The 24,618-nt window shown below is 65.4% G+C and carries 24 protein-coding genes, 1 tRNA gene and 1 pseudogene; 14 read left to right on the forward strand and 12 right to left on the reverse strand.

The window, feature by feature from the left end; genetic code table 11:
* Positions 1–129 precede the first annotated feature (129 nt).
* From glf to VF643_RS01645, 3 genes are read left to right on the forward strand one after another with little or no spacing between them, the layout of a single operon-like run.
* Positions 130–2,526, forward strand: coding sequence for a UDP-galactopyranose mutase (gene glf / locus VF643_RS01635; RefSeq protein WP_331041617.1), 2,397 nt, complete (start codon positions 130–132; stop codon positions 2,524–2,526).
* 7 nt (positions 2,527–2,533) lie between these two features.
* Complete coding sequence (locus tag VF643_RS01640) at positions 2,534–3,130, forward strand: isochorismatase family cysteine hydrolase (RefSeq protein WP_331041618.1); 597 nt, start codon at positions 2,534–2,536, stop codon at positions 3,128–3,130.
* A 58-nt stretch (positions 3,131–3,188) separates the two neighbouring features.
* On the forward strand, positions 3,189–3,419 hold the full coding sequence (locus tag VF643_RS01645) for a hypothetical protein (protein WP_331041619.1): 231 nt from the start codon (positions 3,189–3,191) through the stop codon (positions 3,417–3,419).
* Between the two features lie 48 nt (positions 3,420–3,467).
* On the opposite strand, the gene VF643_RS01650 is transcribed toward VF643_RS01645, so the two are convergent.
* The 3 genes and pseudogenes from VF643_RS01650 to VF643_RS01660 all read right to left on the reverse strand — a co-directional run bounded on the left by VF643_RS01650 (position 3,468) and on the right by VF643_RS01660 (position 6,310).
* Positions 3,468–4,004 (reverse strand): TonB-dependent receptor domain-containing protein, encoded by a 537-nt coding sequence (locus tag VF643_RS01650; RefSeq protein ID WP_331041620.1) that lies wholly within the window; start codon positions 4,002–4,004, stop codon positions 3,468–3,470.
* Positions 4,001–5,152 (reverse strand): endo-1,4-beta-xylanase, encoded by a 1,152-nt coding sequence (locus tag VF643_RS01655; protein WP_331041621.1) that lies wholly within the window; start codon positions 5,150–5,152, stop codon positions 4,001–4,003. Before VF643_RS01655 ends, VF643_RS01650 begins: the two co-directional genes overlap by 4 nt.
* A 26-nt stretch (positions 5,153–5,178) precedes the next feature.
* Positions 5,179–6,310 (reverse strand): annotated as a pseudogene (locus VF643_RS01660) (aldose epimerase family protein).
* Between the two features lie 161 nt (positions 6,311–6,471).
* Between VF643_RS01660 and VF643_RS01665 the strand changes: the two are divergent.
* Entirely contained in the window at positions 6,472–6,699 is a 228-nt protein-coding gene (locus VF643_RS01665) for a hypothetical protein (protein WP_331041622.1), read from the forward strand.
* 25 nt (positions 6,700–6,724) lie between these two features.
* Here the strand turns inward: VF643_RS01665 and VF643_RS01670 are convergent, their stop codons facing one another.
* From VF643_RS01670 to VF643_RS01690, 5 genes are all read right to left on the reverse strand, one after another.
* Complete coding sequence (locus VF643_RS01670; RefSeq protein WP_331041623.1) at positions 6,725–8,254, reverse strand: M28 family peptidase; 1,530 nt, start codon at positions 8,252–8,254, stop codon at positions 6,725–6,727.
* An 87-nt stretch (positions 8,255–8,341) separates the two neighbouring features.
* Entirely contained in the window at positions 8,342–9,637 is a 1,296-nt protein-coding gene (locus VF643_RS01675) for a family 1 glycosylhydrolase (protein ID WP_331041624.1), read from the reverse strand.
* 38 nt (positions 9,638–9,675) lie between these two features.
* Entirely contained in the window at positions 9,676–10,440 is a 765-nt protein-coding gene (locus tag VF643_RS01680; protein WP_331041625.1) for a DUF72 domain-containing protein, read from the reverse strand.
* Entirely contained in the window at positions 10,437–11,855 is a 1,419-nt protein-coding gene (locus VF643_RS01685) for a hypothetical protein (protein WP_331041626.1), read from the reverse strand. The genes VF643_RS01680 and VF643_RS01685 overlap by 4 nt, the downstream gene beginning before the upstream one ends.
* 119 nt (positions 11,856–11,974) lie before the next feature.
* On the reverse strand, positions 11,975–12,172 hold the full coding sequence (locus VF643_RS01690) for a hypothetical protein (protein ID WP_331041627.1): 198 nt from the start codon (positions 12,170–12,172) through the stop codon (positions 11,975–11,977).
* A gap of 83 nt (positions 12,173–12,255) precedes the next feature.
* Between VF643_RS01690 and VF643_RS01695 the strand changes: the two genes are divergently transcribed.
* The 4 genes from VF643_RS01695 to VF643_RS01710 are packed head-to-tail and all read left to right on the forward strand — an operon-like array spanning position 12,256 to position 15,717.
* Complete coding sequence (locus tag VF643_RS01695; RefSeq protein ID WP_331041628.1) at positions 12,256–13,887, forward strand: NAD(P)/FAD-dependent oxidoreductase; 1,632 nt, start codon at positions 12,256–12,258, stop codon at positions 13,885–13,887.
* Complete coding sequence (locus tag VF643_RS01700) at positions 13,880–14,887, forward strand: oxidoreductase (protein ID WP_331041629.1); 1,008 nt, start codon at positions 13,880–13,882, stop codon at positions 14,885–14,887. The genes VF643_RS01695 and VF643_RS01700 overlap by 8 nt, the downstream gene beginning before the upstream one ends.
* A 36-nt stretch (positions 14,888–14,923) precedes the next feature.
* Positions 14,924–15,334, forward strand: coding sequence for a hypothetical protein (locus tag VF643_RS01705; RefSeq protein WP_331041630.1), 411 nt, complete (start codon positions 14,924–14,926; stop codon positions 15,332–15,334).
* Positions 15,334–15,717, forward strand: coding sequence for a hypothetical protein (locus VF643_RS01710; RefSeq protein WP_331041631.1), 384 nt, complete (start codon positions 15,334–15,336; stop codon positions 15,715–15,717). The genes VF643_RS01705 and VF643_RS01710 overlap by 1 nt, the downstream gene beginning before the upstream one ends.
* Positions 15,718–15,738: 21 nt before the next feature.
* Here the strand turns inward: VF643_RS01710 and VF643_RS01715 are convergent, their stop codons facing one another.
* The 3 genes from VF643_RS01715 to VF643_RS01725 form a co-directional block, all read right to left on the reverse strand.
* A complete protein-coding gene (locus tag VF643_RS01715) occupies positions 15,739–17,397 on the reverse strand; it encodes an alkaline phosphatase D family protein (protein ID WP_331041632.1) in 1,659 nt (552 codons plus the stop codon).
* A 29-nt stretch (positions 17,398–17,426) separates the two neighbouring features.
* On the reverse strand, positions 17,427–19,754 hold the full coding sequence (locus tag VF643_RS01720; RefSeq protein WP_414713764.1) for a TonB-dependent receptor: 2,328 nt from the start codon (positions 19,752–19,754) through the stop codon (positions 17,427–17,429).
* A gap of 189 nt (positions 19,755–19,943) precedes the next feature.
* A tRNA-Ser gene (locus tag VF643_RS01725) sits at positions 19,944–20,033 on the reverse strand.
* Positions 20,034–20,152: 119 nt separating this feature from the next.
* Here VF643_RS01725 and hspQ point away from each other — a divergent pair.
* The 4 genes from hspQ (at position 20,153) to VF643_RS01745 (ending at position 21,990) form a co-directional block, all read left to right on the forward strand.
* On the forward strand, positions 20,153–20,527 hold the full coding sequence (gene hspQ / locus VF643_RS01730) for a heat shock protein HspQ (protein ID WP_331041633.1): 375 nt from the start codon (positions 20,153–20,155) through the stop codon (positions 20,525–20,527).
* 108 nt (positions 20,528–20,635) lie between these two features.
* Positions 20,636–20,983, forward strand: a complete 348-nt coding sequence (gene rplU, locus VF643_RS01735; RefSeq protein WP_331041634.1) for a 50S ribosomal protein L21 — start codon at positions 20,636–20,638, stop codon at positions 20,981–20,983.
* A gap of 14 nt (positions 20,984–20,997) precedes the next feature.
* Positions 20,998–21,270, forward strand: a complete 273-nt coding sequence (rpmA, locus tag VF643_RS01740) for a 50S ribosomal protein L27 (RefSeq protein ID WP_331041635.1) — start codon at positions 20,998–21,000, stop codon at positions 21,268–21,270.
* A 174-nt stretch (positions 21,271–21,444) separates the two neighbouring features.
* Positions 21,445–21,990, forward strand: coding sequence for a GNAT family N-acetyltransferase (locus tag VF643_RS01745; protein WP_331041636.1), 546 nt, complete (start codon positions 21,445–21,447; stop codon positions 21,988–21,990).
* A 210-nt stretch (positions 21,991–22,200) separates the two neighbouring features.
* On the opposite strand, the gene VF643_RS01750 is transcribed toward VF643_RS01745, so the two are convergent.
* Positions 22,201–23,049, reverse strand: a complete 849-nt coding sequence (locus VF643_RS01750; protein ID WP_331041637.1) for a metal-dependent hydrolase — start codon at positions 23,047–23,049, stop codon at positions 22,201–22,203.
* Between the two features lie 45 nt (positions 23,050–23,094).
* Between VF643_RS01750 and VF643_RS01755 the strand changes: the two genes are divergently transcribed.
* Complete coding sequence (locus VF643_RS01755; protein ID WP_331041638.1) at positions 23,095–23,679, forward strand: TetR/AcrR family transcriptional regulator; 585 nt, start codon at positions 23,095–23,097, stop codon at positions 23,677–23,679.
* A gap of 229 nt (positions 23,680–23,908) precedes the next feature.
* Positions 23,909–24,400 (forward strand): hypothetical protein, encoded by a 492-nt coding sequence (locus VF643_RS01760; protein WP_331041639.1) that lies wholly within the window; start codon positions 23,909–23,911, stop codon positions 24,398–24,400.
* Positions 24,401–24,618 lie beyond the last annotated feature (218 nt).

Below are 24,618 nucleotides of genomic sequence, written 5' to 3' on the forward strand. Positions count from 1 at the left end.
CGTGGTTGCATGCGACGAGTCCAAGATCGTTACAAAGCAGATTAATTCCCGCGCCATTCACCGCCATTTCAGGAACCTGACCGCCGTTTCTGCCGTTCATCGTGTTCATTCATCAGCAAGGTAGGCTCCATGACCGCACCGATGTTCCCCCCCGCAGCGCAGATCGAGATCACGGAGCAGGGGCGAACCGGCGCATCGACGATCCTTTGCTTTAGTCATTTGCGCTGGAATTTCGTGTTTCAGCGCCCGCAGCATCTGATGGTTCGGTTTGCGCGGGATAACCGTGTACTGTTCTGGGAGGAGCCGCAGTTCGACGACGCCGCCGTGGCGCCGCGGCTGAACGTCGCCGCCTGCGCCGATACCGGCGTTGTCGTCCTGACGCCGATGTTGCCGACCGCGACCGATCGTGCGCGCGTCGACGATCACCTCGGCGACCTGCTGACGGCCTTTCTGGCAGGCGAGGCCGGGCCGTTCGTCCGCTGGTATTATACGCCGATGATGCTTCCCTTTTCGGAACGTGTGCCGGCAGCCTGCGTCGTCTACGACTGTATGGACGAATTGTCGGGATTTCGCGGCGCGCCGCCCGAATTGCTCGCGCTCGAAGCACGGCTGCTCGACCAGGCCGATCTGGTCTTTACCGGCGGCGCAAGCCTGTACGAAGCCAAGCGCGACCGGCACGCCAATGCCCATCTGTTCCCCTCCAGCGTCGAGGTTGCGCATTTCGCAGCCGCGCGGGCGCCTGGTCGTGAACCCGCCGACCAGTCTGGATCGCCGACGCCTCGCCTCGGCTTCTACGGCGTGATCGACGAACGGATGGACCTCGCGCTCGTCGCCGCACTGGCCGATGCCCACCCGGAATGGTCGATCGTCATGGTCGGTCCGGTGGTGAAGATCAGCACGGATGATCTGCCGCGACGCGCCAATATCCATTATCTCGGCGGCAAGTCCTACGCCGAACTTCCCGATTACCTGCGCGGGTGGGATGTCGCGCTGATGCCGTTCGCCATCAACGAAGCGACCCGGTTCATCAGCCCGACCAAGACCCCGGAATATCTCGCGGCCGGGCGCCCGGTGGTATCGACTCCGATCGTCGACGTCGTGCGGCAATACGGCACGCTGCAGGGCGTGCGGATCGCCGCCGAACCCGCGGCCTTCGTAACAGCCTGCGAAGAGATGCTGGCGCTTTCCGCAGGCGACGCCGATTGGCGTTCCGAGGCCGACGTGCTGCTCGCGGACACGTCGTGGGACAGCACGTTCGCACGTATGGCCGACCTGATCGACTCCGTGATCGACGAGCAGGAGGATGCGCAGCCGATCGTCTCCCCGACGACCTGGCCCGCGGATGCGCCGGTGCATTACGACGTGATGATCGTCGGCGCGGGGTTTGCCGGCGCCGTGATGGCGGAGCGACTGGCTGCCGACGCAGGCAAGAGGGTGCTGGTGGTGGATCGCCGCCCCCACGTGGCCGGTAACGCATTCGACCGCTATGACGATGCGGGCGTGCTGATGCACCAATATGGGCCGCACATCTTCCACACCAATTCGGCCGATGTCGTCGATTATCTGTCGCGCTTTACCGAATGGCGTCCCTACGAGCACCGCGTGCTGGCGGATATCGACGGCAAGCTGGTGCCGATGCCGATCAATCGCACGACGCTCAACGCGCTGTACGATCTGGATCTCAAGACCGACGAGGAGACCGAAGCGTTTCTGGCCAGCCGCGCCGAGCCGGTCGAGACGATCCGCACGTCGGCCGACGTCGTGGTGTCCAAGGTGGGGCGAGAACTCTACGAGACCTTCTTCCAGGGCTATACCCGCAAGCAATGGGGCATGGATCCTTCGGAACTCGACAAGTCGGTGACCGCGCGCGTGCCGACCCGCACCAACGACGACGATCGTTATTTCACGGACACGTTCCAGGCGATGCCGCTGGAGGGTTATACGCAGATGTTCCAGCGGATGCTCGACCATCCCAATATCGACCTCCTGCTCGGCGTGGATTACGAGGAGGTTCGCGCGGCCTACCCGCACGATCATCTGGTCTTCACCGGGCCGATCGACGAGTATTTCGGTTATCGTTACGGCAAGCTGCCGTATCGCTCGCTGCAGTTCCGCCACGAAACACATGATCGGGAGTGGTTCCAGTCGGTGGCCGTGGTGAACTATCCGCACGAAAGCGTGCCGCACACGCGCATCACCGAATATAAGTATCTGACCGGCCAGCAGGCGCCGCGTACCAGCATCACCTATGAAATTCCGAGCGCGGAGGGTGATCCTTATTATCCAATTCCCCGGCCCGAGAACCAGGCGTTGTTCAAGCGGTACGAGGCACTGGCGATCGCGGAAAGCGGGGTGACCTTCGTCGGGCGGCTGGCAACCTATCGCTATTACAATATGGACCAGGTTGTGGGGCAGGCCTTGGCGACCTACAAGCGCCTTGCCGCCAGGATGGCTGGGGAGAACCCCGCGGCGGCGCCGACGTCGCCCACGCGCAGCCGGGCGACGGAGGATCTCAAGCTCGCCTGATCCCGACATGGCGCGCGCCACGATCGACACGCCCGCGGCAGGGGGCACCGCCTTGCTGATCATCGACATGATCAACGACATGCGGTTCGAGGGCGCGGACGAATTGCGCCGCCCTGCCGAAGCCGCTGCGCACGCGATCCTGGGGTTGCGCGATGCGGCGGACGAGGCCGGCGTGCCGGTGGTGTACGTCAACGACAATTTCGGTGAGTGGCATTCCGAACGAAGCCGGCTGGTCGACCGCTGCCTCGACGGTGGCGACGCCAACCACTTTCTGCGCGCGTTGCAGCCGCGCGACGACGATTATTTCGTCATCAAGCCGCAGTTTTCCGGATTTTACGCGACCAACCTGCCGGTATTGCTCCCCAAGCTGCGGGTGTCACGGCTGATCCTGACGGGGGTCGCCGCGGACATCTGTGTGCTGTTCACCGCCGCCGATGCGCATATGAGGGATTACGGCCTCTGGGTGCCCAGCGACGCGGTTGCCGGCGAGCATGCGCAGCGGACGTCCTGGGCCTTGGAGATCATGAAGAACAGCATGGCAGCACAGATCTGCTCGACCGACGACATGTCGCTACGCGATTGGGTCGGCCAAATCGGCGCTTGAGGCCCAGTGCATAACCCGCGTTAGCGTGTCGTTTGCCAATGAAGCGCAATAGAGCCCGATGATCGTCGTCGAACCGAATCGCCGCGCCGAACTTGTGGCCAATCTCCATTCCCCGTGGCGGGCCACCGTCGCCGAATGCCTGGACCGCTGGTCCAACCTGGACGGCAGCGCGCGGGCGCATAGCTATATCGTGGTCGAGGGTGTGGAGCCCGGCATCCGCCACACCCTCAACAGCAGCCGCATCGCCGAACTGGCGATGACCCTTCATACGCCACCCCACGCTTGCTGACCCGCTGAAGCCGGATGACCGGGGTGACGTCAGCCACCCCGGTCGCCGTCAGAGCCGGAAGCGCAGACCCGCCGAGAAGGTCTGTTCCTCGAAACGCAGGAAGCGGACGAAATCCGCGCTCGGCGCACCTCCGCGGGCGGAGGTGAAGGTGGTGCGGAACGGGTCGCCCAGCAGGTTGGTCGCGTCGAAGAAGAAGGTCGCATTTTTGCTGAAGGTGAGATTTGTCGACAGGTCGAGACGGCCCGCAGGCTTGGCTTCCTCCGTATAGAAGTCGTCGCTCCGATCTTGGCGCGTGGCCAGGAACTTGCCGCGTTTGTTATAGGTAAGGCGCAACGACACCGGCCCGCGCTCGAACAGCCCGACGATGTTGTAGGTGTGCTTCGACACGCCCAGGATGCGATCGAGCGTGAAGCTGCCGTCGGCGTTGGGAAAACCCGTCTTGGCGTTGAGGTAGGTGTAGTTCGCCTGGATACCGAAGCTGCGGAGAAGATCGGGCGCGGCACCGGCAAATGCCGCCTTCTCAGGTGCCGGCGCGGCGGACGCTGCGCCGAGCACCAGGGGCAAAAGCAGCGCCGCCGGCTTCACCGCCGCGCGGCACGCCCCGCGGGGACGAGTGCCTTGGGCTGCGCAGCCAGCGAGCGGATCAGGTCGGTTTCGGCCTGGCGGTAAGGCGTCCCGTCGGCGCGCAGCACTTCGTGGAACCAGATCGGCGGTTCGTCATAGGTGTAGGGCTTCTTCCACGAATCCCAGGGCAACCGGGTCTGCGTCTTGCCATCGACGAAGCCCCAGTTAATCATCGCGATTCCCAGCCGCTTGCCGATCGGCAGCGACTGATCGAACGTCGATCCATTGCCGCGCGCCATATATTCGGTGCAGAAGACCGGGCGGCCATAGCTGAGCATTTGACGCGCCCGTCGCTCGAACTGCTCGGGCCAATTGTAATCGTGGAAGCTGTTGACGTCGGAGCGCGACACCTGGATGCGCTCGACCGCATCCAGCGTCTCCTGCTTGTCCCAGATCTCTCCGATCCACAGCCCGGAGGTCAGCGGCTGCGTCGGATCGGCGGATTGCGCCCAGTCGAACACCCGCCCCAGCAGTCCGGCGACCAGCTTCTTCTTATCGGGCGTCGGCTTGAAATTGCCGCCGCCTTCGTTGTTCGGCTCGTTCCACACATCCCAGGCGAGCACCCGCGGATCGCGTGCGAAGTGGCCGACGACGTCCTTCACATACGCCTCCAGCTGGGGATATTGCGCACGATCGGCAAGCCGCGCCGCCCCGGGTGCCTGCGCCCAGCCCGAATTATGGACCCCGGGGATCGGTGGCCGCTGCGGCCCGGCGACGGGATCGGGATCCCAGCAACTGTCGAAGAGGACGAACACGGGACGTATGCCGTGCCGCGCGGAAATGGCGAGGAATTCATCCATCCGCCGCTTCAGCCCTTCCGCGTCATTCTCCCACAGCATGTTGTGGAGATAGACCCGCATGGTGTTCATGCCGATCGACTGCGCCCAGCCCAGTTCCTTGTCGATCCGGGCGGGATCCCAGGTCTCGGGCTGCCACATCTCGAACTGGTTGATCGCGCTGGCGGGTGCGTAATTCGATCCTACCAGCCAGGGCTGGCGATCGTACCAGGTCTTGGCCTCAGCCTTGGTCCAGATGTTGCGCGCGTCGGCGGGGCTCGCGGTCATCGTCAGCGTGGCGACGCTCAGGCCGAGGAACAGTTTGAATTTCATGGACATACTCTCCTGGATACGCCGGCTTATCGGCCGGTCGTGAAGCGATAGACGATGTGGTTTCGATACGTCTGGCCGGGCATCAGCCGCGCCGATCCGAATTCGGGGCGGTTCGGCGTGTCGGGAAAGATCTGCGGCTCCATCACGATCGCATCACCGCCGCGGTAGACCTTGCCAGCCTTTCCCGACGTGGTACCGTCGAGGAAATTGCCCGAATAGAATTGCAGTCCCGGCTGGTTCGACCAAAGCTCGAAGCCACGCCCGGACACCGGCTCGTCCACTCGCGCCATCAGATGCGAATCGGGAGTGACGGTGCGCCCGACCACCCAATTGTGATCGTAGCCGCGGCCGAACACCAGCTGCTGGTCCGAGGCATCACGCACCCGTTTCCCCCCGGCATGCGGCGTGCGGAAGTCGAACGGCGTGCCCGCCACCGGCTGGAACGTGCCCGTGGGTATCGCGCCGGCGTCCGTCGGCAGATACGTCTCGGCGGGAATGGCACGACATGTCCCATTGCGCCCGCGACCGAACCCTCCCCGCCCAGGTTCCAGTAAGCGTGGTTGGTGACGTTGACGATCGTCGGCGCGGTCGTGGTCGCACGATATTCGATCGAAAGCTGATTACGCTCATCCAGGCTGTAGGTCGCGTCGACCGTCAGCGTGCCGGGATAGCCCTGATCACCGTCGGGGCTGACATAGCGCATCGTCACCGACGCGGTCGCGCCCGACTTCACCTCGCGCACGTCCCACAGCACCTTGTCGAAGCCGCGGGTGCCGCCGTGGAGCGAATTGGGACCGTTGTTAACCGGGGTCCGATACTCGCGGCCGTCGAGCGTGAAGCGGCCGCGCGCGATGCGGTTGGCAAAGCGTCCCACCGTCGCCCCGAATATTGCGGCGTCGCCAGATAGTCCGCGATCGTCGCATGGCCGAGCGCGACGTCGGCCCGACGACCGGCGCGGTCGGGCAGGATCAGCGATTGGATCGACGCGCCATAAGCGATCAGCGTGGTCGAAACGCCGGCGCGGTTGCTCAGTGTCACCGCGGCGACTTCACGCCCGTCGGGCAGGCGGCCGAAGGTCGATCTTTTCGCCTCCACAGCCCAGCCGGGCGCCGCCGACATCAGCGCAGCTGCCGCCGCCACATAGCTCCACCCTCGCATCCGCCTCTCCAACATGTCATCGCCGCTTATATCATACAATTACGGCTTTGCTGCAAGGATCGCGGCACCGGTAGCCGTCGCGATCTGGTCTTTCGGCGTCGAGCGGACCTTTCCGCCAGCAGACCCTTGCGGGAATCGCTGCCGATGTGAATGGCGTGCGAATGACCCGCGGCGACCTCGAACAGCTTATCGTGACGCAACTCGTGCGCGACCACGGCGGGACGCGGCAACGCTGGCGCCGCGCGGTGGGGACGGTGAAGCTCTATCCGGTCGCGACCCACCCGCATTGCAATTGGGACGTGCGATCGTCGGGCACCCGTAGCGAGATCGACGCGGTCGAGAAGATGGTCGATTCACTGCGTGCGCGCCACGCCATCGTGGCGGCTTGAAGCAGGCACCTTAAAGCGGGTTGCTCTAGCGCCTCGCCGGTTCGCGCAGCACGCTTGCGGGCTTCCAGGCAGGTGCCGCCGGCGCGTCGGCAACGCGCTCGACGAGCGCATAGAAGAAGGCGTTGAACTTGGCCGCCGCGGTCCAGTCCATCGGCTGCCCCGCATCGTCCTGCGGCTTGTGATAACGGGTCTCGTACCACAAGCGATACCGCCGCTCCGCTTCGGTTCCCGGCCGGTAGCCGAAGACGAACCCGGTCGCGGGGATGCCCGCCGCCAGGAACGGCCAATGATCGGCGCGGCGCAGCAGGTTGCGCTCGGGTTCGGGGTCGCGCTGCACGGCCACGCCCGCCGCCGTCGCGGTCGCACGCACCATGTCGCCCAGCGTCGTGTCGTCGAGCGCGTGAACGGTCAGCAGTTCCAGCGGAAAGATCGGCCGCAGCTGATCGAGATTGATGTTCGCCACCAGATCGCCCCGCGGAACCGTGGGGCGGGCGACGAACGCATGGGCACCCAGCAACCCCTTCTCCTCGCCGGTGAATGCCGCAAAGATCACCGACCGGCGATACCCCACCCCCTTGCGCCGCTCCGCCAATCGCTGGAGCAGGGCGACATAGGCCGCATTGTCGAGCGCACCATTGTAGAGGCCATCGCCGCGCACCGCCTCTCCCCGGCCGTATCCGTCGAGATGCGCGGACAGCACCACATGCTCGCGACGCAGCAACGGATCGCGGCCCGGCAGCACACCAAGCACGTTGGCGGAGGTTATCATACGCCGGCGCATGGCCACGGTCGCGACGAACGGCGCGTCGAGATCGAACGACGGCAGTGACGCACCCGCACTCCCCGCGCGCAAAAGCGCCGCCGCGTCATGCCCGCTGCCGGCCAGCACGCCTGCAAGTGCCTGCGGGTTGAGCGTCGTGACGAGCAGGCGATCGGCGGCGGGCGCGCTCGCGTCGACCGGCGCGACGCGGCGCGCATAGGCCACCGGCCAGCGCATCGGCTCGACCGTAAACCCCGGGTCGGCGATCGTCACGATCCCCGCCGCCCCCGCCTGTTCTACCGCCGCAGCACGCGTCGCGCCGCTGGTCAGCCCTGCCCGGCGCCAGCCGTAGCAGAGCACGACCTTGCCGCGAACGTCGCCGAGCGTGCCGGGCGCGCAATAGCCGCGAAAGGCCAGGGCCGCGCGGACCGTGCCAGGCATCCCCGGTGACGGCGCCACCGTGACGTCGTGGAGCATCCGCAATCGTGCCGCGCCGACGCTTATGCGCGAGGCTACAGGATCGACTGTCTCGTCCGAGAAGCGCAGCGGCTGAAACCATGTGCCGTTCTCGCCTGCGGGCTTCAGCCCGGCCGCAGCGAATTTGGCAGCCAGCAGACCCGCCGCGCGATCATAGCCCGGTGAGCCGGTATCGCGTCCCTCCATCGCATCGCCGGAAAGCGCCTCGGTCGCTTGCCACCACGCCGCGGTATCCGGATCCTCGATCTCCGCGACTCGCGACGCCGGCGTCGCCGCGAACACCGCCGCCCCAAGGACCGTGAGCGATTTCAATAACATGGCGGTTATCCCCTGTGAACGGATGCGCGCTATCGTGCCACGTGGGCGGACGGAAGCCATCCACGACCGGCACCCTCCAGTGGACGCTCAGCCGTTGTCCTGCACCGCCGGGGCACTCGGCAGCTTACGTATCATCCCGGCGGCGCGCGTCTTCTGGCGCGTGGTGTGGAGATCTTCGGCCTCGTCCGGCGGCACGACCGGCACGATCAGGCACATGCTCTGCGTCGGCAGGACGTCGCGCCATTGCGCGATCAGCTTCTTATACGCCTTGCCGACGGGGCGGATGTTGCGGTCCAGGTCGTAGAGGCCGAGTGGGTTCACGTTGCCGTTGGTTTCGCGCAGCGCGCTGTCCCAGTCGATTTGATCGGTCAGCGAATACCATGTGAAGCCGACCATCGGCACGCCGTCGTTGCGGACGCGCAGCACATTGGCCCATTCCTTCCACAGCCAATCGACCGCCTCGTTGCCGCCCGGCCCCTGCACCAGATTGGTTTCGGTGTGCATCACCGGCAGACGGTAGCGATCGTGATATTGGCGCGTGATCTCGCTGTAGCCGAAGATCTCGCCCGAGGCATGCGTGGCGCCGTCTGCCGCGACGCGATGTTCGTTGGTGATGTAGTAATCGTTGCCCATGATGCAGTGCTGCTTCAGGCGATTGTCGAGGAAGAAGTGATATTCCTCGCGCGTCATGCCATTATCCAGGAGATATTCGTACATCTCGGAATCCACGCGACGGCCGTAATTCAGGTCCAGCGACAGGAAACGCTGCGAATTCATGACCTCGGCGGGTCGAATGGCGGCGGGACTTTCGGCGTGAAAATATTCCGAGGATTCGCTCTGCACGAATATCGCGTCGGGGCGGACCTCCAGGATTGCGCGCATCGCCAGCACGTTGGCCTTGACGATATGCTTGAGCGCGGTGACGAACGCCCGGTCGCTGCTGAGCTGCTCGTTCCACCAGCCATAGCGTGCCGAGAAGGTCGCGCAGATGTACATCTCGTTGACCGGTGTATAGATCTGCACCCACGGGAAGCGCGCGGCGAAGGCTTGTGCATAAGCGCAGAAAAGCTGCGCAAAGTCCGGATTCTGGAAATTGCCGATCCAGTCCGGCACGCCGAAGTGACAGAGATCCACGATCGGCACGATGTTGCGCCGTTTGAGATCGGCGAAGGTGCGATCGGCGAAGTCCCAATCGTACTTGCCCACGCCCAGCCAGGTGGTGTGGATCGGCGGGCCATAGCGCAGGTATCCGATTCCCATGTCCTCGACGAGCGCGAAATCGGTCTGCCAATGCTTGTAATGACCGCAGCTCTCCATCTCGTCGACACGGGTGCGGCCGCCGTTGATCGTTGGGACGCTGTTCTCGACGCCTGTGGCGAACATGAAGGTGGCGATGGGATGTCTCCTGCTTCAGGATCGTCTCAACGCCGAAGCGCGGGCGGGGGAGCCAGAAAAAGATTCAGTCGTTCCGGCGCCCCGAGATCGAGGGCGTTGCCCAAAGCAGCCGACGATGCGGTGTTGTCGAAGATGCACCAGCGCTCGGGCGCCGCATCGGCGGCAAGCTGCCCGGCCATGTCCGTGATGGCCGCGTCATCATAGGAAGATCGGTATATCACCGGCGAACCGTGCAGCCGGTAATAGGTCAGCCCGCGCCAGCCACCGGGTTCGCCGGCGTGGCGGTGGCGTGCCGGATCGGCGGCGACGCGCGCGATGCGGCGTTCGGCGAGCCAGGCGTCCACCTCGCCTTCGAACCAGCTCGCGTGCCGCGGTTCGCAAGCTATGGCTGCGTCGAAGTGTCCCGCCACGCCGGCGAAGAACGCCGCCATCGCCGGGTCGAACGCAAGACTTGGGGGCAATTGCACGAGGATCACGGCCAGCTTGGCGCCCAGCGCCCCGCACTCTGCCGCGAACGCCGACAACAGATCGTCGCAGTTCGCCAGCCTCGCATCGTGGGTGATCGCGCGCGGCACCTTCGTGGCAAAGCGGAAGTCATCGGGCACGCTGCCCGCCCAGCGGGCATAGGTCGCGGGCCGGTGCGGACGGTGGAAGGACGAGTTGATCTCCACCGCCGCCAGCCGGGTCGCGTAACGCTGTAGGCTCGTGCCCTGGGCGGGAAACCGGTTGCGAAAGGCGGCGCCGATCGCCCAACCGGCGGTGCCGATGCGCACCGTCCTGTGGGCACTCATCCGATCCGCCGGATCACGAGCGCGCGATCGGTGCCGATGGTGAGCGGGTCGATCGTCAGCTTTCCTCCCCCGGAACTCGCACCAATGGTTCCGATTGAGTCGCCGGACAGCGTATCGACCTGCGTGATGCAATAGCCTCCATCGGCCAACCCCGGCACAGTTACACCGATGGCGATCGGCGCGGCTTCGCGATCCAGCACCCTATTTCGCTTGGCCAGATCGCGGCGCAGCAGCCAGACCAACGCCTGCTCCGCGTCGCCGCAGCCGAAGCAGGCGACGCGATCGTCGGTGACGCGCAATTCCTCGTTGAGGTTACGCCGGTGAAACCGTGTCCAGTCGATCAGCGGCAGCATCCTGGCGAGGGCCGCCTGTGCCCGCCGCATGCCCGCGGTCAGCACGTGCGGATGGCGATTGGGCCAGCGCATGCCGCCGCCCGCGCCGCCGCTGGCGACATGCGCCCATTGGATATGGCGGAAATATTCGTCGTCGAAGGCTTCGGCCAGCGTATGCTTGCGGTCCTTGAACCGGTGGATGGGTCCATGTTCCGAATCGAATACCGGCCGCAGGTCGCGGGCGTCGTTGACCGCCGCGCGCATCAGCCGCCCGACCGCCATCGCCGGCGCGACGGTGTCCTTGGGATCGTCGATCGTGCCTGATTCATAAAGGTGGGTATTGGCGAAATCGAGTGCAGGGTGCCGGAAGATCGGTTCAGCGATCTCCGGGTGCCTGAGCAGTTCGGGTCCGAATACCGACACCGTTTGCAGGTGCGCGCGGCCGTGGCGCTCGATCTCGAATGCGCGCAGCCAGGGGCCGACATCGTCGATGAAGGGGGTGAAGTGCACAGGATCGTCGCCGCAATGCGCCGGGTGCATCTCATTCCACAAATCCCAGGCGAACAGCGCGGGGCTGCCGCCCCAACGATCGCTCGCGAACGCCAGGCGGGCCTTGATCGCGGCGCGCGTATCGGCACAGGTCAGCAGTTGCCGCCGGCTCGCCGCCGGGCCACCATTGCGCCGGTTGTAGGGATGGTGCGGCCACCGTTTCCACATGAAGAACGTGTCGTAGGGCGTCAGCAGGACGTGCAGCCCGACCTTTTCCAGCAACGCGAAAAGATCGTCCCACAGCGCCACCATGTTGGGCGGAAACCGGCCGGCGGGGCGTTCGATATAGCGGTGTTCGACCTGCGCATATTCCAGCATCAGCCGCAGACAGGTGACACCATGGGCCTTCAACCAGCGCAGATGCGCCTCTACGCCAGCCAGATCGCGGCGGCGGAACAGTCCGCTCAGTTCGGGCCAGCTGATCGCGTCGTTCTGGCCGATCGGCGTCCAGGGCTGACCCTTGTCGGTGAGGAAATAGGGGATACCCGGCCGCGTGACGATCCACCGCGGCCGATCATCCTGCGCCGGGATCATGGGCGCAGGCTCGATGTCAGGGGAAGTCAGTGCGGCGTGACGATGCATTCGGCGCGTTTCCTTGGACGAACAGGGCGCGAAACGCCGGGCGATGCCGAAGGATGCGACGGATCGGGCCGTCAGCCTTCGACGAGATCACCATAGGATACGACGTCATCGCGCGTTTGCAGGAACAGCCCCGCCTGGACCTCCTCCGGCTGCGCAGCCGCGAAGGCGAGCGCCTCCGCGAGCGGGCCGTACATCAGCGTGGTCGCTACCCCACCCTCGTCGTCGAGATGATACAGACGGACGGCATCGGAGTCGGAAGTCGTGCGCATCGCCCGAGAATGCGCGAAGCGCCCGGCCCCCGCAAGCCGCGCGGTGGTCAACCCCGCGCCGCGCGGGTAAACGCGCCGCCGACATGTTGCGCATAACCGAACTCACCCTGCCGCTCCACATGCCCGAGGAGTCCCTGCAGGCAGCGATCTGCAAACGGCTGCGGATCTCCCCGCGCGACCTCATCCGCTATGCCGTCGCGCGGCGCGCCCATGACGCGCGCGACAAGTCCGCGATCCTGCTGGTCTATTCCGTCGACGTGACGCTGCGCGACGAGGCGGCGGTCCTCGGCCGCTTTCGCAAGGATCGCAACGTCCAGCGTACCCCCGACACCCGCTATAAATTCGTGGCGCAGGCCCCTGCCCTGCCCTCGGACCGCCGCCCGGTGGTGATCGGCGCCGGCCCCTGCGGGCTGTTTGCCGGTCTGATCCTCGCGCAGATGGGATTCCGCCCGATCATCTTGGACCGCGGCAAGATCGTGCGCGAACGCACCAAGGACACCTGGGGGCTGTGGCGCCGGGGCGTGCTGGAGCCGGAATCAAACGTGCAGTTCGGCGAGGGCGGCGCGGGCACCTTTTCCGACGGCAAGCTGTGGAGCCAGATCCAAGACCCGCGCCACCTCGGCCGCAAGGTGCTGACCGAGTTCGTCAAGGCAGGCGCCCCGCCCGAAATCCTCACCGAAGCACATCCGCACATCGGCACCTTCCGCCTCGTCACGATGGTGGAGAGCATGCGCGAAACCATCGAGGCGCTGGGCGGCGAATATCGTTTCGGTCACCGCGTCGACGGCATCGACATCGCGACCGATGCGGACGGAACGCGCCGCGTGCGCGGCCTGCACCTGGGCAACTCAGACTATCTCGAAGCCGATCACGTCGTCCTCGCCATCGGCCACAGCGCGCGGGACACGTTCGAGATGCTGTACGCCGCAGGCGTCCACCTGGAGGCGAAACCCTTCTCGATCGGGGTGCGGATCGAGCATCCCCAGTCCTGGATCGATCAGGCGCGCTTTGGCGCGTGCGCGGGTCATCCCGATCTCGGCGCGGCCGCCTACAGCCTGTCGCATCACTGCGCCAACGGCCGCACTGCCTACAGCTTCTGCATGTGTCCCGGCGGCACGGTTGTCGCCGCAACGTCGGAGGTCGGGCGGGTCGCGACGAACGGCATGAGCCAATATTCGCGCAACGAGCGCAACGCCAATTCCGGGCTGGTCGTCGGCATCGATCCCGAGCGCGATTATCCCGGGCATCCGCTTGCTGGCATCGCGCTGCAACGCCATTGGGAAACGCTGGCCTATGTCGCGGGCGGATCTAACTACAAGGCGCCCGCTCAGACCCTGGGCGATTTCGTCGCGGCGCGACCGTCCACGTGCCTGCAAAGCGTCATCCCCTCCTACAGGCCAGGCGTCCGGCCAACCGATCTGGCGACGTGCCTGCCCGACTTCGCGGTCACCGCGCTGCGCGAGGCGCTGCCGGTGTTCGGACGGCTCATCCCCGGCTACGATCATCCCGATGCCGTACTGACCGGCGTGGAAACCCGCACATCGTCACCGGTGCGGATCACGCGGGGCGTTGGCTTCCAGAGCCTGAACACAGCCGGACTCTACCCGGCGGGCGAAGGCGCGGGCTATGCCGGCGGCATCCTGTCCGCGGGCGTTGACGGCATCAAGGTCGCCGAAGCGGTGGCATTACAGATGACGGGGCGAGCGCATGGCTGACATCGGCGTCGGGCTGATCGGCTATGGCCTGGGCGGCCGTGCCTTTCACGCGCCGTATATCGCGATCACCCGCGGCATGGCGCTCCGCGCGGTCGTGTCGCGCGATGCTGCCAAGGTTCATGCCGACCTGCCGGGCATGCGCGTGGTGTCCAGTGTCGAGGCGTTGCTGTCGGAACCAGGCATCGACCTCGTGGTGGTGTCCAGCCCGGACGCCCTGCACGCCGAACATGCGCTGGCCGCGCTGGAGGCGGGCAAGCACGTGGTGATCGACAAACCCTTCGCCACCACGCTGGCCGACGCACGGCGCGTCGCCGACCGGGCTGAGGCGAGTGGGCTGATGCTCACCGTCTTCCACAACCGGCGCTGGGATGCGGATTTTCTGACGCTGCGACGATTGATCGCCGCGGGAACCCTGGGTGAGATCGTGCAGTTCGAGAGCCGCTTCGATCGCTGGCGTCCCGAGCTCGCTGCTGTCTGGAAAGAAGCCCGCACCGGCGGTTCGTGGCTGGACCTCGGGCCGCATCTCGTTGATCAGGCACTCCAGCTCTTCGGCATGCCGAGCGCGATCGACGCCGACTTCGCCACCTTGCGCGCCGGTGCGCCCGCGTCCGACTATTTCCATGTCGTGCTCCGGTATCCGCGACGGCGCGTGATCCTGCACGCAAGCAAGCTGGTCGCCGACCATCGCTTGCGTTTCGCGGTCCATGGCACGCAGGGCAGTTGGATCAAACACGGCATCGACCCGCAAGAGGCCGCGACGCTGGCAGGCGAACGGCCGGGAAGCGGCACGTGGGGGTTCGACGGGAACAACGGGATGCTCACGGTTCCCGGCAAGTCCGAACCCGTTCCTTTCCCCAACGCACGGGGCGATTACTGCATGTTCTGGAGCGCTTTGGCAGCAGCCATCCGCGGCGAGGAGCCGAACCCCGTGCCTGCCGGTGACGCATTGGCCGTGATGGAGGTTTTGGAGGCAGCGCATGCCGCGGGCGCGGCCACTTAAATCATCTTTAAGAGGTGTCATGCCAAAGCATCTCGCATGGCGGAATATCGCATAACCGTCGATCCGGCCGTGCCACTGGTGAGGATCGCTTTGTCGGGGCTGTTCGCGATTGCGGACGTTCACGCCTTTACGGCTTCGCTGAGAGAGGCCCACGGCAGGTTCGCTCGGGCGAGAGGCTCTCATCTGACGCTGTGCGACGTGTCGGCATGCCGGATACAGCTTCAGGATGTCGTCACGGCTTTTCGTGCATTGCTCGACGACAAGGATCTGATGTCCCAGCGCATGGCCTTCGTCACCGGCGGTTCGCCCGCAAAAATGCAGGTCCGTCGGATCATAAACCGGGGCAGCTGCCGGTTTTTCGATGACGTGGAAAGCGCGGAAAAGTGGCTGTTCTCCGCTCAGGCCAACGCACCCCACGCGCCCCACGCCTATGCGAGTGCCCACTGATGGCCTGTGACGTCTCCATCGAATTGGAGCGAGGACGCATCCGGGCCGACATGTCGGGCTTCCTCAGCCTGAGCGATGTCGCCGCCTTCGCGCGCGACGAGCAGGAGGGTGCGCGCGAAATCATCCGTCACAAGGGCTATTTCGACCTGCTCGTCCAAACGCCCGGCGCCAAGGCCCAGGGGCAGGACGTGATGGGCGCCTTTCAGCAACTCGTCGTCCGATCACCGCTCAAGGCCCGTCGCATCGCCATCGTCGCGGCCAGCCCCCTGCTGCGCATGCAGATCCGTCGCGTGCTGCCGAACGACCATATCAAGGCCTTCGAAACGGTCGTGGAGGCCGATGCCTGGCTGGACGACATGTCGCTGGCGCCCCAGCCCGCATAGGCAAAGTGCCCGATGGTAGCGCTATACGGCGCGCAGGCCGGTGTTGCCCCCGCCAGGCAGAGCTTCATAGCGCGCGGCAACGCGCCGCTCGAAGGGCTTGGTCATGATCGTCGAAACCACGACGAACTCGGCCGTCGCCGTAGCGCGCGATAGCGTCAGGAGCGTGTAGCCCTTGCCGTCCTGATCGCAGAACAGCACCTCCGGATTTACCTCGGCGATGGCCGCCCCGATGCCGGGCAGCAACGATCCGTAGGACGGGCTGGTGATCGCCGTAGCCCCGAACTCGGCGGCGACGAGCGTTCCTGCCGCGTCACGCAGGTCGTTCGCCCAAGCGGCATGGCTATCGCCTGACAGCACCAGCGGGCGCGATCCCGCTCGGCGAAACGCAGCGTAGAGGCGTTCGCGCGCCGCAGGATAGCCGTCCCAGCTGTCGAAGTTGAACGGCAATCCGGCGCGATAACTCGCGCTCGCCGCGCTCAGCCGCTCGCGCCACATCGGCGGCAGCTTGGCCATCGTTGCGGCGAACTTCTCCGGTCCCCACGATCGTTCGAGATCGGGGCCGGCGACCCGTGCCATCACCACCTGGTTCCCCAACACCTGCCATGGCTTGCCCGCCTCGACCGACCCGGTCAGCACGCCCTCCAGCCAGCGCTGCTGCGTGGCACCCAGCAACTCGCGATCCGGGCGCTGTCGCTTGGCAAGCATCCCGGCATATTCGTCGGGGCCGGGTGCCTCACCCTTGGCAGCGACCTGCTCCGACCGCGCGAGCAGCCGCGTTTCCACCATCGCCAGCGTCGCGAGGTCGCCGAATTCGAAGCTGCGGTTGATCGCTTCCCACGGCCGGCCGCGCTTGGGATCGCGCACCGGCATCCACTCGAACCATGCCTGCATCGCCGCGGCCTTGCGCGCTTTCCAGTCGCCTTCGGTCGCTGGATCGTGGTTCTCGGCGCCGCCGATCCAGCCGTCGTTGGCGACCTCGTGATCGTCCCAAACGCAGATGAAGGCGGCGCGGGCGTGCGCGGCCTGCAGGTCGGGGTCAGCCTTGGCCTGCGCATGGCGTAGGCGATAATCGGTGAGCGTCACGATCTCATGGGTGGGATCGGGCGCGCGGCCGATTTTTCGGCCGATCTCGCCGCCATAGCCGTCGGCACCATATTCGTAGATGTAATCGCCAAGGTGGATGACCGCATCGAGCCGCGGCAGCGCTGCGATGTCCGCGAAGGCGTTGAACAGCCCTCCCGGATAGAGCTGGCACGATGCCACCGCGAACACCAGCTCGTCCACGGCCCCGACCGGCAGCGTCCGGAATCGCCCGACAGGCGACCGCCCACCAGCCGCGGTAGTGAACCAGAACCAATAATCCCGGCCGGGATCGAGACGCGTGACGTCGACCTTTGCGGTGTGATCGGCGACGGCGCGGGCCGAGACGCGCCCGGAGCGGAGCGGTTCACCGTCAGCCGCGGTCGCGACATGCCATTCCAGCGCGACATCACCGGTCGCCCCGCCCGCGGGGGTCACACGCGTCCAGATCACCGCGCCGTCGCGTGCCGGATCGCCACTGGCCACGCCATGCACGAAGCGTGCGCCCTCGCCCGACTGCGCCCTCCCCAGCCCCGGCAGGCCGAGGGTCGCACCGCTTCCGATCAGCGCCAATGCGCCCCGCCGGCCTATCGTCGTCATCAATCCTGTCCTCTTGCTGGCGGCGTCGATCAGAAGCGCGCGGTGAGCTGCGCGCCGTAGAAGCGCGGCTCGGCGGGAATGAAGGTGGGTATGCCGAACCCGCCACCGGTATTTCCCGCGTCGAGCAGGTAATTCTCGTCGGTCGCATTGCGGATGAACCCGGCGAGTTCGAATCTCTTTTCGGCGAAGCTGATTCCGGCGCGGGCATTGACCAGCGTGACGGCCGCTTGCGAGATGGCCGGATTGTTCGGCAGTTCGAAGAAGATGCGGCTGCGATAGGTTACGCTGGGGGTGGCGAACAGACGCATGCCATTGCCGATGGGGGCATCAACGGTGAGACCGGCTGCCGCCTGCCACTCGGGCTGCAGACGAAAGCGTGCGCCGGAGAAGGCGGGGGCGAAGCTGTTGTTCTCGTCGATGCCGCCGTCGATATAGCCGACGTTGCCGAACAGGTTTATCCACGAGGTCGGCCGAACCACGACCTCGGCCTCGACGCCCAGATTGCTGGCGGTGCCGGCGCTTTGCGTCAGCGCGGTGCCGTTGGGCTGGGTGACGCTGACCTGAAATCCGTCATATTTCTGGTAATAGACGCCGACCGAGCCGGAGATCGGGCCGATGCTTCCCTTCAGCCCGCCTTCGTAGTTCCAGACGACCTCTTCGGGAATCGCCTGGAGATTGGGCGTGGGCTGACCGCTCGGCAGGCGCGCGGCGTTGAGCTGCACCACCGGCGACCGGCGCCCCTTCGAAACGGTGGCGAAGACGTTGACGTCCGGGCTGAGGCGGTAAAGCACGTTGATGCGCGGCAGCACCGCCGAATAGCTTCGCTGCGCGATATAGGTCTGTCCGCCGGTGTCGATCTGGCCGGGAATCAGCGAGAAGGCGGTGGGATTGAGCACCGGCCGGGGGACGCGCGCGATGAATCCCGATTTGCGCTGCTCGATCAGCAGGCGGACGCCGGCGGTCAGTTCCAGCGCCGGAACCGGTATCCAGGTCGTGTCGCCGAAGACCGAATAACTGTCGTTCTGGCCCTGGTTCTCGAAGGTCGAACTATAGGGCACCTGGCTCAGCCGCCCACCCGACAGGATCCCGGTGGCGCGCGACGCCTGCACCACACCCGCCGCGTCGATACACGCCAGGCCCGGCACGACGCGGGCCGCGCATTGCAGGAACGTACCTTCTTCGGATGAAAAGGGGACGTTCTGGCTGCTGTCCTCGACGAAGACGTTCCAGCCGAACGAAGCGCGCCAATTGGGATTGCTGTAGGCGAAGCGGCTCTCGTGGCTTGCCTGCCACCCCTTGGCGATCTCGGCGAATTCCAGATACCAGGCGGCCGAGCCGTCGGCATCGAACACCTCGCGACTGTCGAAGTCGCGATAGCCGTTGACCATCGTGAAAGTGAAACCGGGCGCGAATTCGTAGGACACGGTCAGGTTGGCATCGTATACATCGCGGTCGAGACCGAGTTGGGCGGCGCCAAGCACCGCCTCCGACACCGGTGAACCACCCAGGTTCGCCACGCCGAACGGATTGCCCGGCCCCGCGGAGGTCGGGAGCGCCCGCGAAACGAACGGAGTACCGCCGTTGCGCTGGCGGTCATAGGTTCCGATCAGATCGACGGTCAGCGCGTCGGTCGGCGTCCAGCGCAGCGAGGCGCGCACGCCGAGCTGGTCCTGCGCGTACAGTTCCTTGTCCTGATTGGGCGAGAGGTTCTCGACATAGCCGTCGCGCGCCTTCCACTCGAAAGCGACGCGACCGGCCAGCGTGCTCGACCCTGCATTGACGAAGCCCGACAGCAACGTCTGATCGAAATTGCCATAACCGGCGGTCACCGCGCTGGAAAAGCCTTCGCGCGGCCGCGCGGAGGTGATGCTGATCGCGCCGACCGCGGATGCGGTGCCGAACAGCGTCGCCTGCGGCCCCTTGATGACCTCGACGCGCTCCAGATCGTAGATCGCCTGATACGATCCACGCGACCGCGAGATGTCGACGCCATTATAATAGAGCGTCACCCGCGGCCCCTGCTGCGCCGATCCCGAATCGGACGTGATGCCGCGGATCACGATGCCGGGATTGTTGGCGCTCTGTTCCTGCACGTTCAGGCCGGGGATGTAGTTGGACAATTCGTCCAGGTCGCCGACGCCCAACTCTGCAATGCGCGCTCCCGTCACCGCGGAAATCGTGATCGGCACATCCACCGCACGCTGTTCGATCTTCTGCGCGGTGACGATGATCTCGTCGCTCCCCGCTGATTCCTGAGAAGCGGCCGGCGCTTGCACGGACGCCTGCCCCCACGCCCCGCTCGAATACAAGACACCAGTCGCGAGTAGAATCATCGCGGTCGAGGCATTTCCAGACATCGCCATTCCTTAATTGAATGACGTTGCGGTGGCCGGATGGCGTGACTCAGCCGAGGCGTGGCGGTGACAGTTAAATGACGGAAGCGATATTTTCTAAATGACGGAAGCGATATTTTCCCGCGGTGCAGCACAGCTGCACGGCACAGCCTTTGTGTTCATTCGCGGCGATGCGGGCTTAAAGGCGGCGATTGGCGGAGAGGGTGGGATTCGAACCCACGGTGCCCGTGAGGGCACGCCGCATTTCGAGTGCGGTACATTCGACCACTCTGCCACCTCTCCGCGAGGTCGTGATCGACGTCCAGGACGTCGGCCGGTCGGTCAGGGGCGTGCCACTATCGCAACCCCGGCGGGACCGCAAGCACGCTTGTGCGCCGCCGCAGACGCACTAGATTGGTGCCATGCCTCGCCATGACCTGCCCGAATCCGTCGCCGACCCCAAGGCACCGCCGATCGCCCATGCGCGGTTCTCGATCGGGGAGGTCGTGCGCCACCGCATGTTCGATTTTCGCGGCGTCATATTCGATGTCGATCCGGTCTTCGCCAATAGCGAGGAATGGTATGAGGCGATTCCCGAAGGTATCCGTCCGCGCAAGGACCAGCCCTTCTATCACCTGCTCGCCGAGAACATGGAATCGACCTACGTCGCCTATGTCAGCCAGCAGAATCTGGTGCCCGACGATACCGATGAGCCGGTCGATCACCCGGCGATTTCGGGTCTGTTCAAGGCCTATGCCGACGGCAAGTACGAGCTGAAGCGCGAACACCGGCACTAGACGCGCCCTTCTAGGTTGACAGCACGGGCGCGCTTGCCTAGCTGGCACTTCTTTCCCGGCAGGCTTGTGCTTGGCGGGTCTTGAGCTTTTTGAAAGAGACTTTTGGCCATGTTCGCTATCGTGCGCACAGGCGGCAAGCAGTACCGCGTCGCCGCCGGAGACAAGATCGTCATCGACAAGATCGATGGCGAGGCAGGTGCGTCGGTGACGCTGGGTGATGTCCTGCTGGCGGGCGAAGGCTCCGAGATGCAGGATCTGGCCGGGTTCACAGTCGCTGCCGAGATCATCGCGCAGGCAAAGGCGGACAAGGTCATCGTCTTCAAGAAGCGCCGTCGCCACAATTATCGCCGCCGCAACGGCCATCGCCAGCAGCACACGATCCTGAAGATCGTGTCGGTCGGCGGTCACACCGAAAAGCAGCATGCGGGCGACACCGCCCCGGCCGCTCAGGCGTAAGGGAGCTATTCGACATGGCACATAAGAAAGCAGGCGGATCGTCGCGCAACGGCCGCGATTCGGCCGGACGCCGCCTCGGCGTGAAGAAGTTCGGCGGCCAGGAAGCGATCGCCGGCAACATCCTCGTGCGTCAGCGCGGCACCAAATTCTATCCTGGCGCCGGCGTCGGCATGGGCACCGACCACACGCTGTTCGCGCTGGTCGATGGCCGAGTCGCGTTCAAACAGGGCAAGCTCGGTCGCAAGTTCTGCTTCATCGAGCAGCCGATGGCACAAGCCGCGGAATAACGGGCAACCAGCCGGGTTGCCCACCAGGGTGACCCGGGTTCCTTGACTGGAACCAGCTTCGAAAGGGAGACGGGTCACCCCGGCTCCCTTTTTTCTTGCTCCCTCCCCTGCCGCTGTCCCCGCCGCGTCATCCAGACGTGGCAGGTCGGCGCCGACGCGAGAGGAGAGTGAGCTATGTTCGCGCGCACGAAGAGGTTGACGCTTCGTCCCGTGTGGCCGGAGGACGCGCCCGCCGTCGCGGCGGCGATCGGCCACCAATCGGTCGCGCGGATGCTGATGCGCGTGCCCTATCCCTATGGTCTGGCGGATGCCGAGGCCTTCGTTGCCCGCGCCCGCGCGCCGCATGACCCGCGCTTCGTCATCGTCGCCCACGATCGTCCCGCACCCACGATCGTCGGCGGGATCGCGATTCAGGAGGAGCCGGAGGGCCATCATCTTGCCTATTGGCTGACGCCGGACGCCTGGGGCCGCGGCTATGCGACGGAAGCCGGGCGCGCGGTGATCGCGATGGCACGTTACGCGTTGCCGATCCGCGAGTTGCGCGCCTGGCACTTCGCCGACAACGCAGCGTCCGGGCGGGTGCTCGCCAAGCTGGGCTTCCGGCGGACGGGCGAGATCGCGGCGAAGACCTCGGGCGGGCGCGAAGGTGTGACGCCAAGCGTGGAATATGCGCTCGACCTGGAGGGGGAGCAATCCGCACCGATGCCGATCGCGGCGTAGGGCAGTGAGTTCGCGCGAAGGAGCAAAGGTTGATTCACGCGGAGGCGCGGAGGCGCGGAGACGCGGAGAAGAAGGGTAGTGCCTGCGGCGCTCGGGACGGCCGAGCCCGCAGGGCTCTATCATCGGATGGGTCGCGAAGACGGAATGAAGGCCGCCCCGAGCACAACATCTCCGCGGCTCCGCGCCTCCGCGTGAACCAACGTTCCTCGTTCAAGCCGCCGGCGGCAACACCGCGGCTTCATAATCGCTTTCCGCCAGCGCGATCAGCGCACGGTCGTCATGCGACCACGGGTGAAACCGGGGGAGAAAATAGGCCGCCCACACGCCCGCGATCTTGCGCGCCATGCCGGGACTGCCGAACGCATACCACGCCATCCGCGCCCACGCCCTGGGACCGGTGATCCCGTCCTGGCGCAGCAGTTCGGCCATGCCGCGCGCCCGGCCGGTGAAGAAGCGCCACGTGGTGATGAGCATCACCAGCGACTTCACCCGCCAGCGCCTGAAGCGCGGCCAGTCGCGGGTCGCGTGGAGCCAGGTGTCATAGGCGACGCCCTTGTGCTCGATCTCCTCGGCGGCATGCCACAGCCACAGCGCGCGCGCCTGTTCGTCGCCGCCCGCCAGATGCTTCGGATTGGCGATCAGCTCGTGCGCCAGCATCGCGGTGAAATGTTCGAGCGCGGTGGTCGCCGCCAGGCTCGCGATCGGCGGCCGGCCCTTTGTCAGCGCCAGCGCGGCATCGACGTCGCGGTCGAGCAGGCCGGTGTCGTAACCCTGGTCGGCGACGTGGCGGTTGAACGCGACATGCTCGCGGGTGTGGATCACCTCCTGCTTGATGAAGGCGTTGATCTCGGCGTTCAGCCGCGGCGGGGTGCCGTCGCGAAAGGCGCGGACGCTCTCGACGAAATAGCCCTCGCCCTTGGGAAACGTCACCGACAGCGCGTTGTAGAAGGCGGTCGCATAGGGATCGTCGTTCAGCCACCAGCGCCGGATCGCGGCGCCGCGGCCGAAACGGCGGTCCCGTGGGGTGATGGTCAGGTCGGCGGGCGTTGCATTCGCCATGGAAACCTCCGAAGTGATAGCACAAACTAGGTATTACTTACACAAGTGTCAATTACCCGCCGTCGCCTTTCTCCCGAGGAGTCGCGCGATGCCGCTCTGGATGCGGCGCGCGCGCTGCTGATCGAACATGGACCGCAATCCGTCACGCTAAAGGCCGTGGCGGCGCGGATCGGGCGGACCCACGCCAACGTCCTGCATCATTTCGGCTCTGCGGCAGGGCTGCACAAGGCGCTGATCGCCAGCATGGCCGACACGGTGGTCGGGCAGATCGCCGAGGCGGCGCTGCGCGCGCGCGCCGGCGACCAGAACCCGCGCGAAGTCGTCGCGATGACCTTCGACGCGTTCGGCAAGGGTGGCGCAGGTGCGCTGGCGAGCTGGATGATCCTGTCGGGCAACGAGGACGCGCTCGATCCGATCCTGGAGGCGATCCACACTCTGGTCGATCGCCTCGCCGACGGCCACACCGAAGCCGCACTGCCGCTCCACGAGGAGACGCTGCAACTGGTCCTGATGGCGCTGGGCGACGCACTGCTCGGCGGCCCGATGGCCAAGGCGCTGGCCCTGCCCCGCGACAAGGCGCGCGAACTGGCGACACGGGCGCTGCTGGCGTCGCGGGGGGCTGCGGGGTGATGGTGGAGGCTCGGGGGCTGAAAGGGTGGCGAACCGTGAACCGTGTTCTGCCACCCCAGGCTTGACCCGCGGTTCCGCTTTTTTCCTTTCCAGCGTGACGTCCGGTGATGGTGGTGAACAGCCGGGCCGCTATTGCCAACTAAATGCTGTTAGCGGATATTCGCCGGACAGCCGGGATCGTAGCAGACCTCGTGTTTGCATCATTGGTGGCTGCGATCGGAGATGCGGCATGCTGAAGAAGAGAGCGTTGGTTCTTGCCGTAGCCTGCTGTTTAGAATTTGGTCTTCAGCCCGCTAGTGCTCAAACCGTAACGACAAGCTTTAGCGCACCAGTTCCAGCAAAATGCCGGTTTTCTAAGCCCGCTCGCATAGTCACCTCGCTACGCGAGCTTCCAGATGTCGCTGCCGAATTTCGTAGACAGAAGCTGGACGTTGCAGATGTTGGCGAGAAGTTTATCCCGTTCGATGTAGAGGATCAAAAATCGAAAGGTTTACCGCATCGTCAGTTTATTCGCGCCTATGTATTTAAAGATAAGACCATCGTTTGGTATTACCGGGGCGGCTTTGTTACAAACTTTCATGTAGTGGAATTGAGGATGCAGCGGGATACGATGGCGAACGCCCCTCTTCTGTTGCGCCTGACTGGTAGAACACTTTCAGGGCCGCCATGTGCGGCGACTGAAGCTATCGTAGCGAGCGTAAATGGCGGGCAGGGCTGGTAGGAAAGAAGCTTTGGATGGTTCGATCCTGCCGCTGGCGATGGCATCCTGAATGACTGATCGCTTTCGGGAGGATCGTTAGCCGCTCAAATGGCGAGGAATGGGCGAAGCCGACACGCACCCCCTGTCCTACAGCCCAGCATCCATGCAAAGGTCTGCGACTCGGAACCCGGGGTGCCCGCTCGTTCTCCCTCGTGCAGACCAGCTCATCGCCATTTCGT

The organism is Sphingomonas sp. (assembly GCF_036387595.1).
Taxonomy (GTDB): domain Bacteria; phylum Pseudomonadota; class Alphaproteobacteria; order Sphingomonadales; family Sphingomonadaceae; genus Sphingomonas.

Excerpts from the sequence above, each read along its gene's own strand:
- VF643_RS01695 (WP_331041628.1), top strand. The coding sequence starts at position 12,256 with ATGTTGCGCATAACCGAACTCACCCTGCCGCTCCACATGCCCGAGGAG.
- VF643_RS01710 (WP_331041631.1), top strand. The coding sequence starts at position 15,334 with ATGGCCTGTGACGTCTCCATCGAATTGGAGCGAGGACGCATCCGGGCC.
- rpmA (WP_331041635.1), top strand. The coding sequence starts at position 20,998 with ATGGCACATAAGAAAGCAGGCGGATCGTCGCGCAACGGCCGCGATTCG.
- VF643_RS01670 (WP_331041623.1), bottom strand. The coding sequence starts at position 8,254 with ATGTTATTGAAATCGCTCACGGTCCTTGGGGCGGCGGTGTTCGCGGCG.
- VF643_RS01700 (WP_331041629.1), top strand. The coding sequence starts at position 13,880 with ATGGCTGACATCGGCGTCGGGCTGATCGGCTATGGCCTGGGCGGCCGT.
- rplU (WP_331041634.1), top strand. The coding sequence starts at position 20,636 with ATGTTCGCTATCGTGCGCACAGGCGGCAAGCAGTACCGCGTCGCCGCC.
- VF643_RS01640 (WP_331041618.1), top strand. The coding sequence starts at position 2,534 with ATGGCGCGCGCCACGATCGACACGCCCGCGGCAGGGGGCACCGCCTTG.
- VF643_RS01690 (WP_331041627.1), bottom strand. The coding sequence starts at position 12,172 with ATGCGCACGACTTCCGACTCCGATGCCGTCCGTCTGTATCATCTCGAC.
- VF643_RS01645 (WP_331041619.1), top strand. The coding sequence starts at position 3,189 with ATGATCGTCGTCGAACCGAATCGCCGCGCCGAACTTGTGGCCAATCTC.
- VF643_RS01665 (WP_331041622.1), top strand. The coding sequence starts at position 6,472 with ATGACCCGCGGCGACCTCGAACAGCTTATCGTGACGCAACTCGTGCGC.
- VF643_RS01655 (WP_331041621.1), bottom strand. The coding sequence starts at position 5,152 with ATGAAATTCAAACTGTTCCTCGGCCTGAGCGTCGCCACGCTGACGATG.
- VF643_RS01675 (WP_331041624.1), bottom strand. The coding sequence starts at position 9,637 with ATGTTCGCCACAGGCGTCGAGAACAGCGTCCCAACGATCAACGGCGGC.
- VF643_RS01760 (WP_331041639.1), top strand. The coding sequence starts at position 23,909 with ATGCTGAAGAAGAGAGCGTTGGTTCTTGCCGTAGCCTGCTGTTTAGAA.
- VF643_RS01750 (WP_331041637.1), bottom strand. The coding sequence starts at position 23,049 with ATGGCGAATGCAACGCCCGCCGACCTGACCATCACCCCACGGGACCGC.
- VF643_RS01715 (WP_331041632.1), bottom strand. The coding sequence starts at position 17,397 with ATGACGACGATAGGCCGGCGGGGCGCATTGGCGCTGATCGGAAGCGGT.
- VF643_RS01705 (WP_331041630.1), top strand. The coding sequence starts at position 14,924 with ATGGCGGAATATCGCATAACCGTCGATCCGGCCGTGCCACTGGTGAGG.
- VF643_RS01685 (WP_331041626.1), bottom strand. The coding sequence starts at position 11,855 with ATGATCCCGGCGCAGGATGATCGGCCGCGGTGGATCGTCACGCGGCCG.
- glf (WP_331041617.1), top strand. The coding sequence starts at position 130 with ATGACCGCACCGATGTTCCCCCCCGCAGCGCAGATCGAGATCACGGAG.
- VF643_RS01720 (WP_414713764.1), bottom strand. The coding sequence starts at position 19,754 with ATGTCTGGAAATGCCTCGACCGCGATGATTCTACTCGCGACTGGTGTC.
- VF643_RS01680 (WP_331041625.1), bottom strand. The coding sequence starts at position 10,440 with ATGAGTGCCCACAGGACGGTGCGCATCGGCACCGCCGGTTGGGCGATC.
- VF643_RS01745 (WP_331041636.1), top strand. The coding sequence starts at position 21,445 with ATGTTCGCGCGCACGAAGAGGTTGACGCTTCGTCCCGTGTGGCCGGAG.
- hspQ (WP_331041633.1), top strand. The coding sequence starts at position 20,153 with ATGCCTCGCCATGACCTGCCCGAATCCGTCGCCGACCCCAAGGCACCG.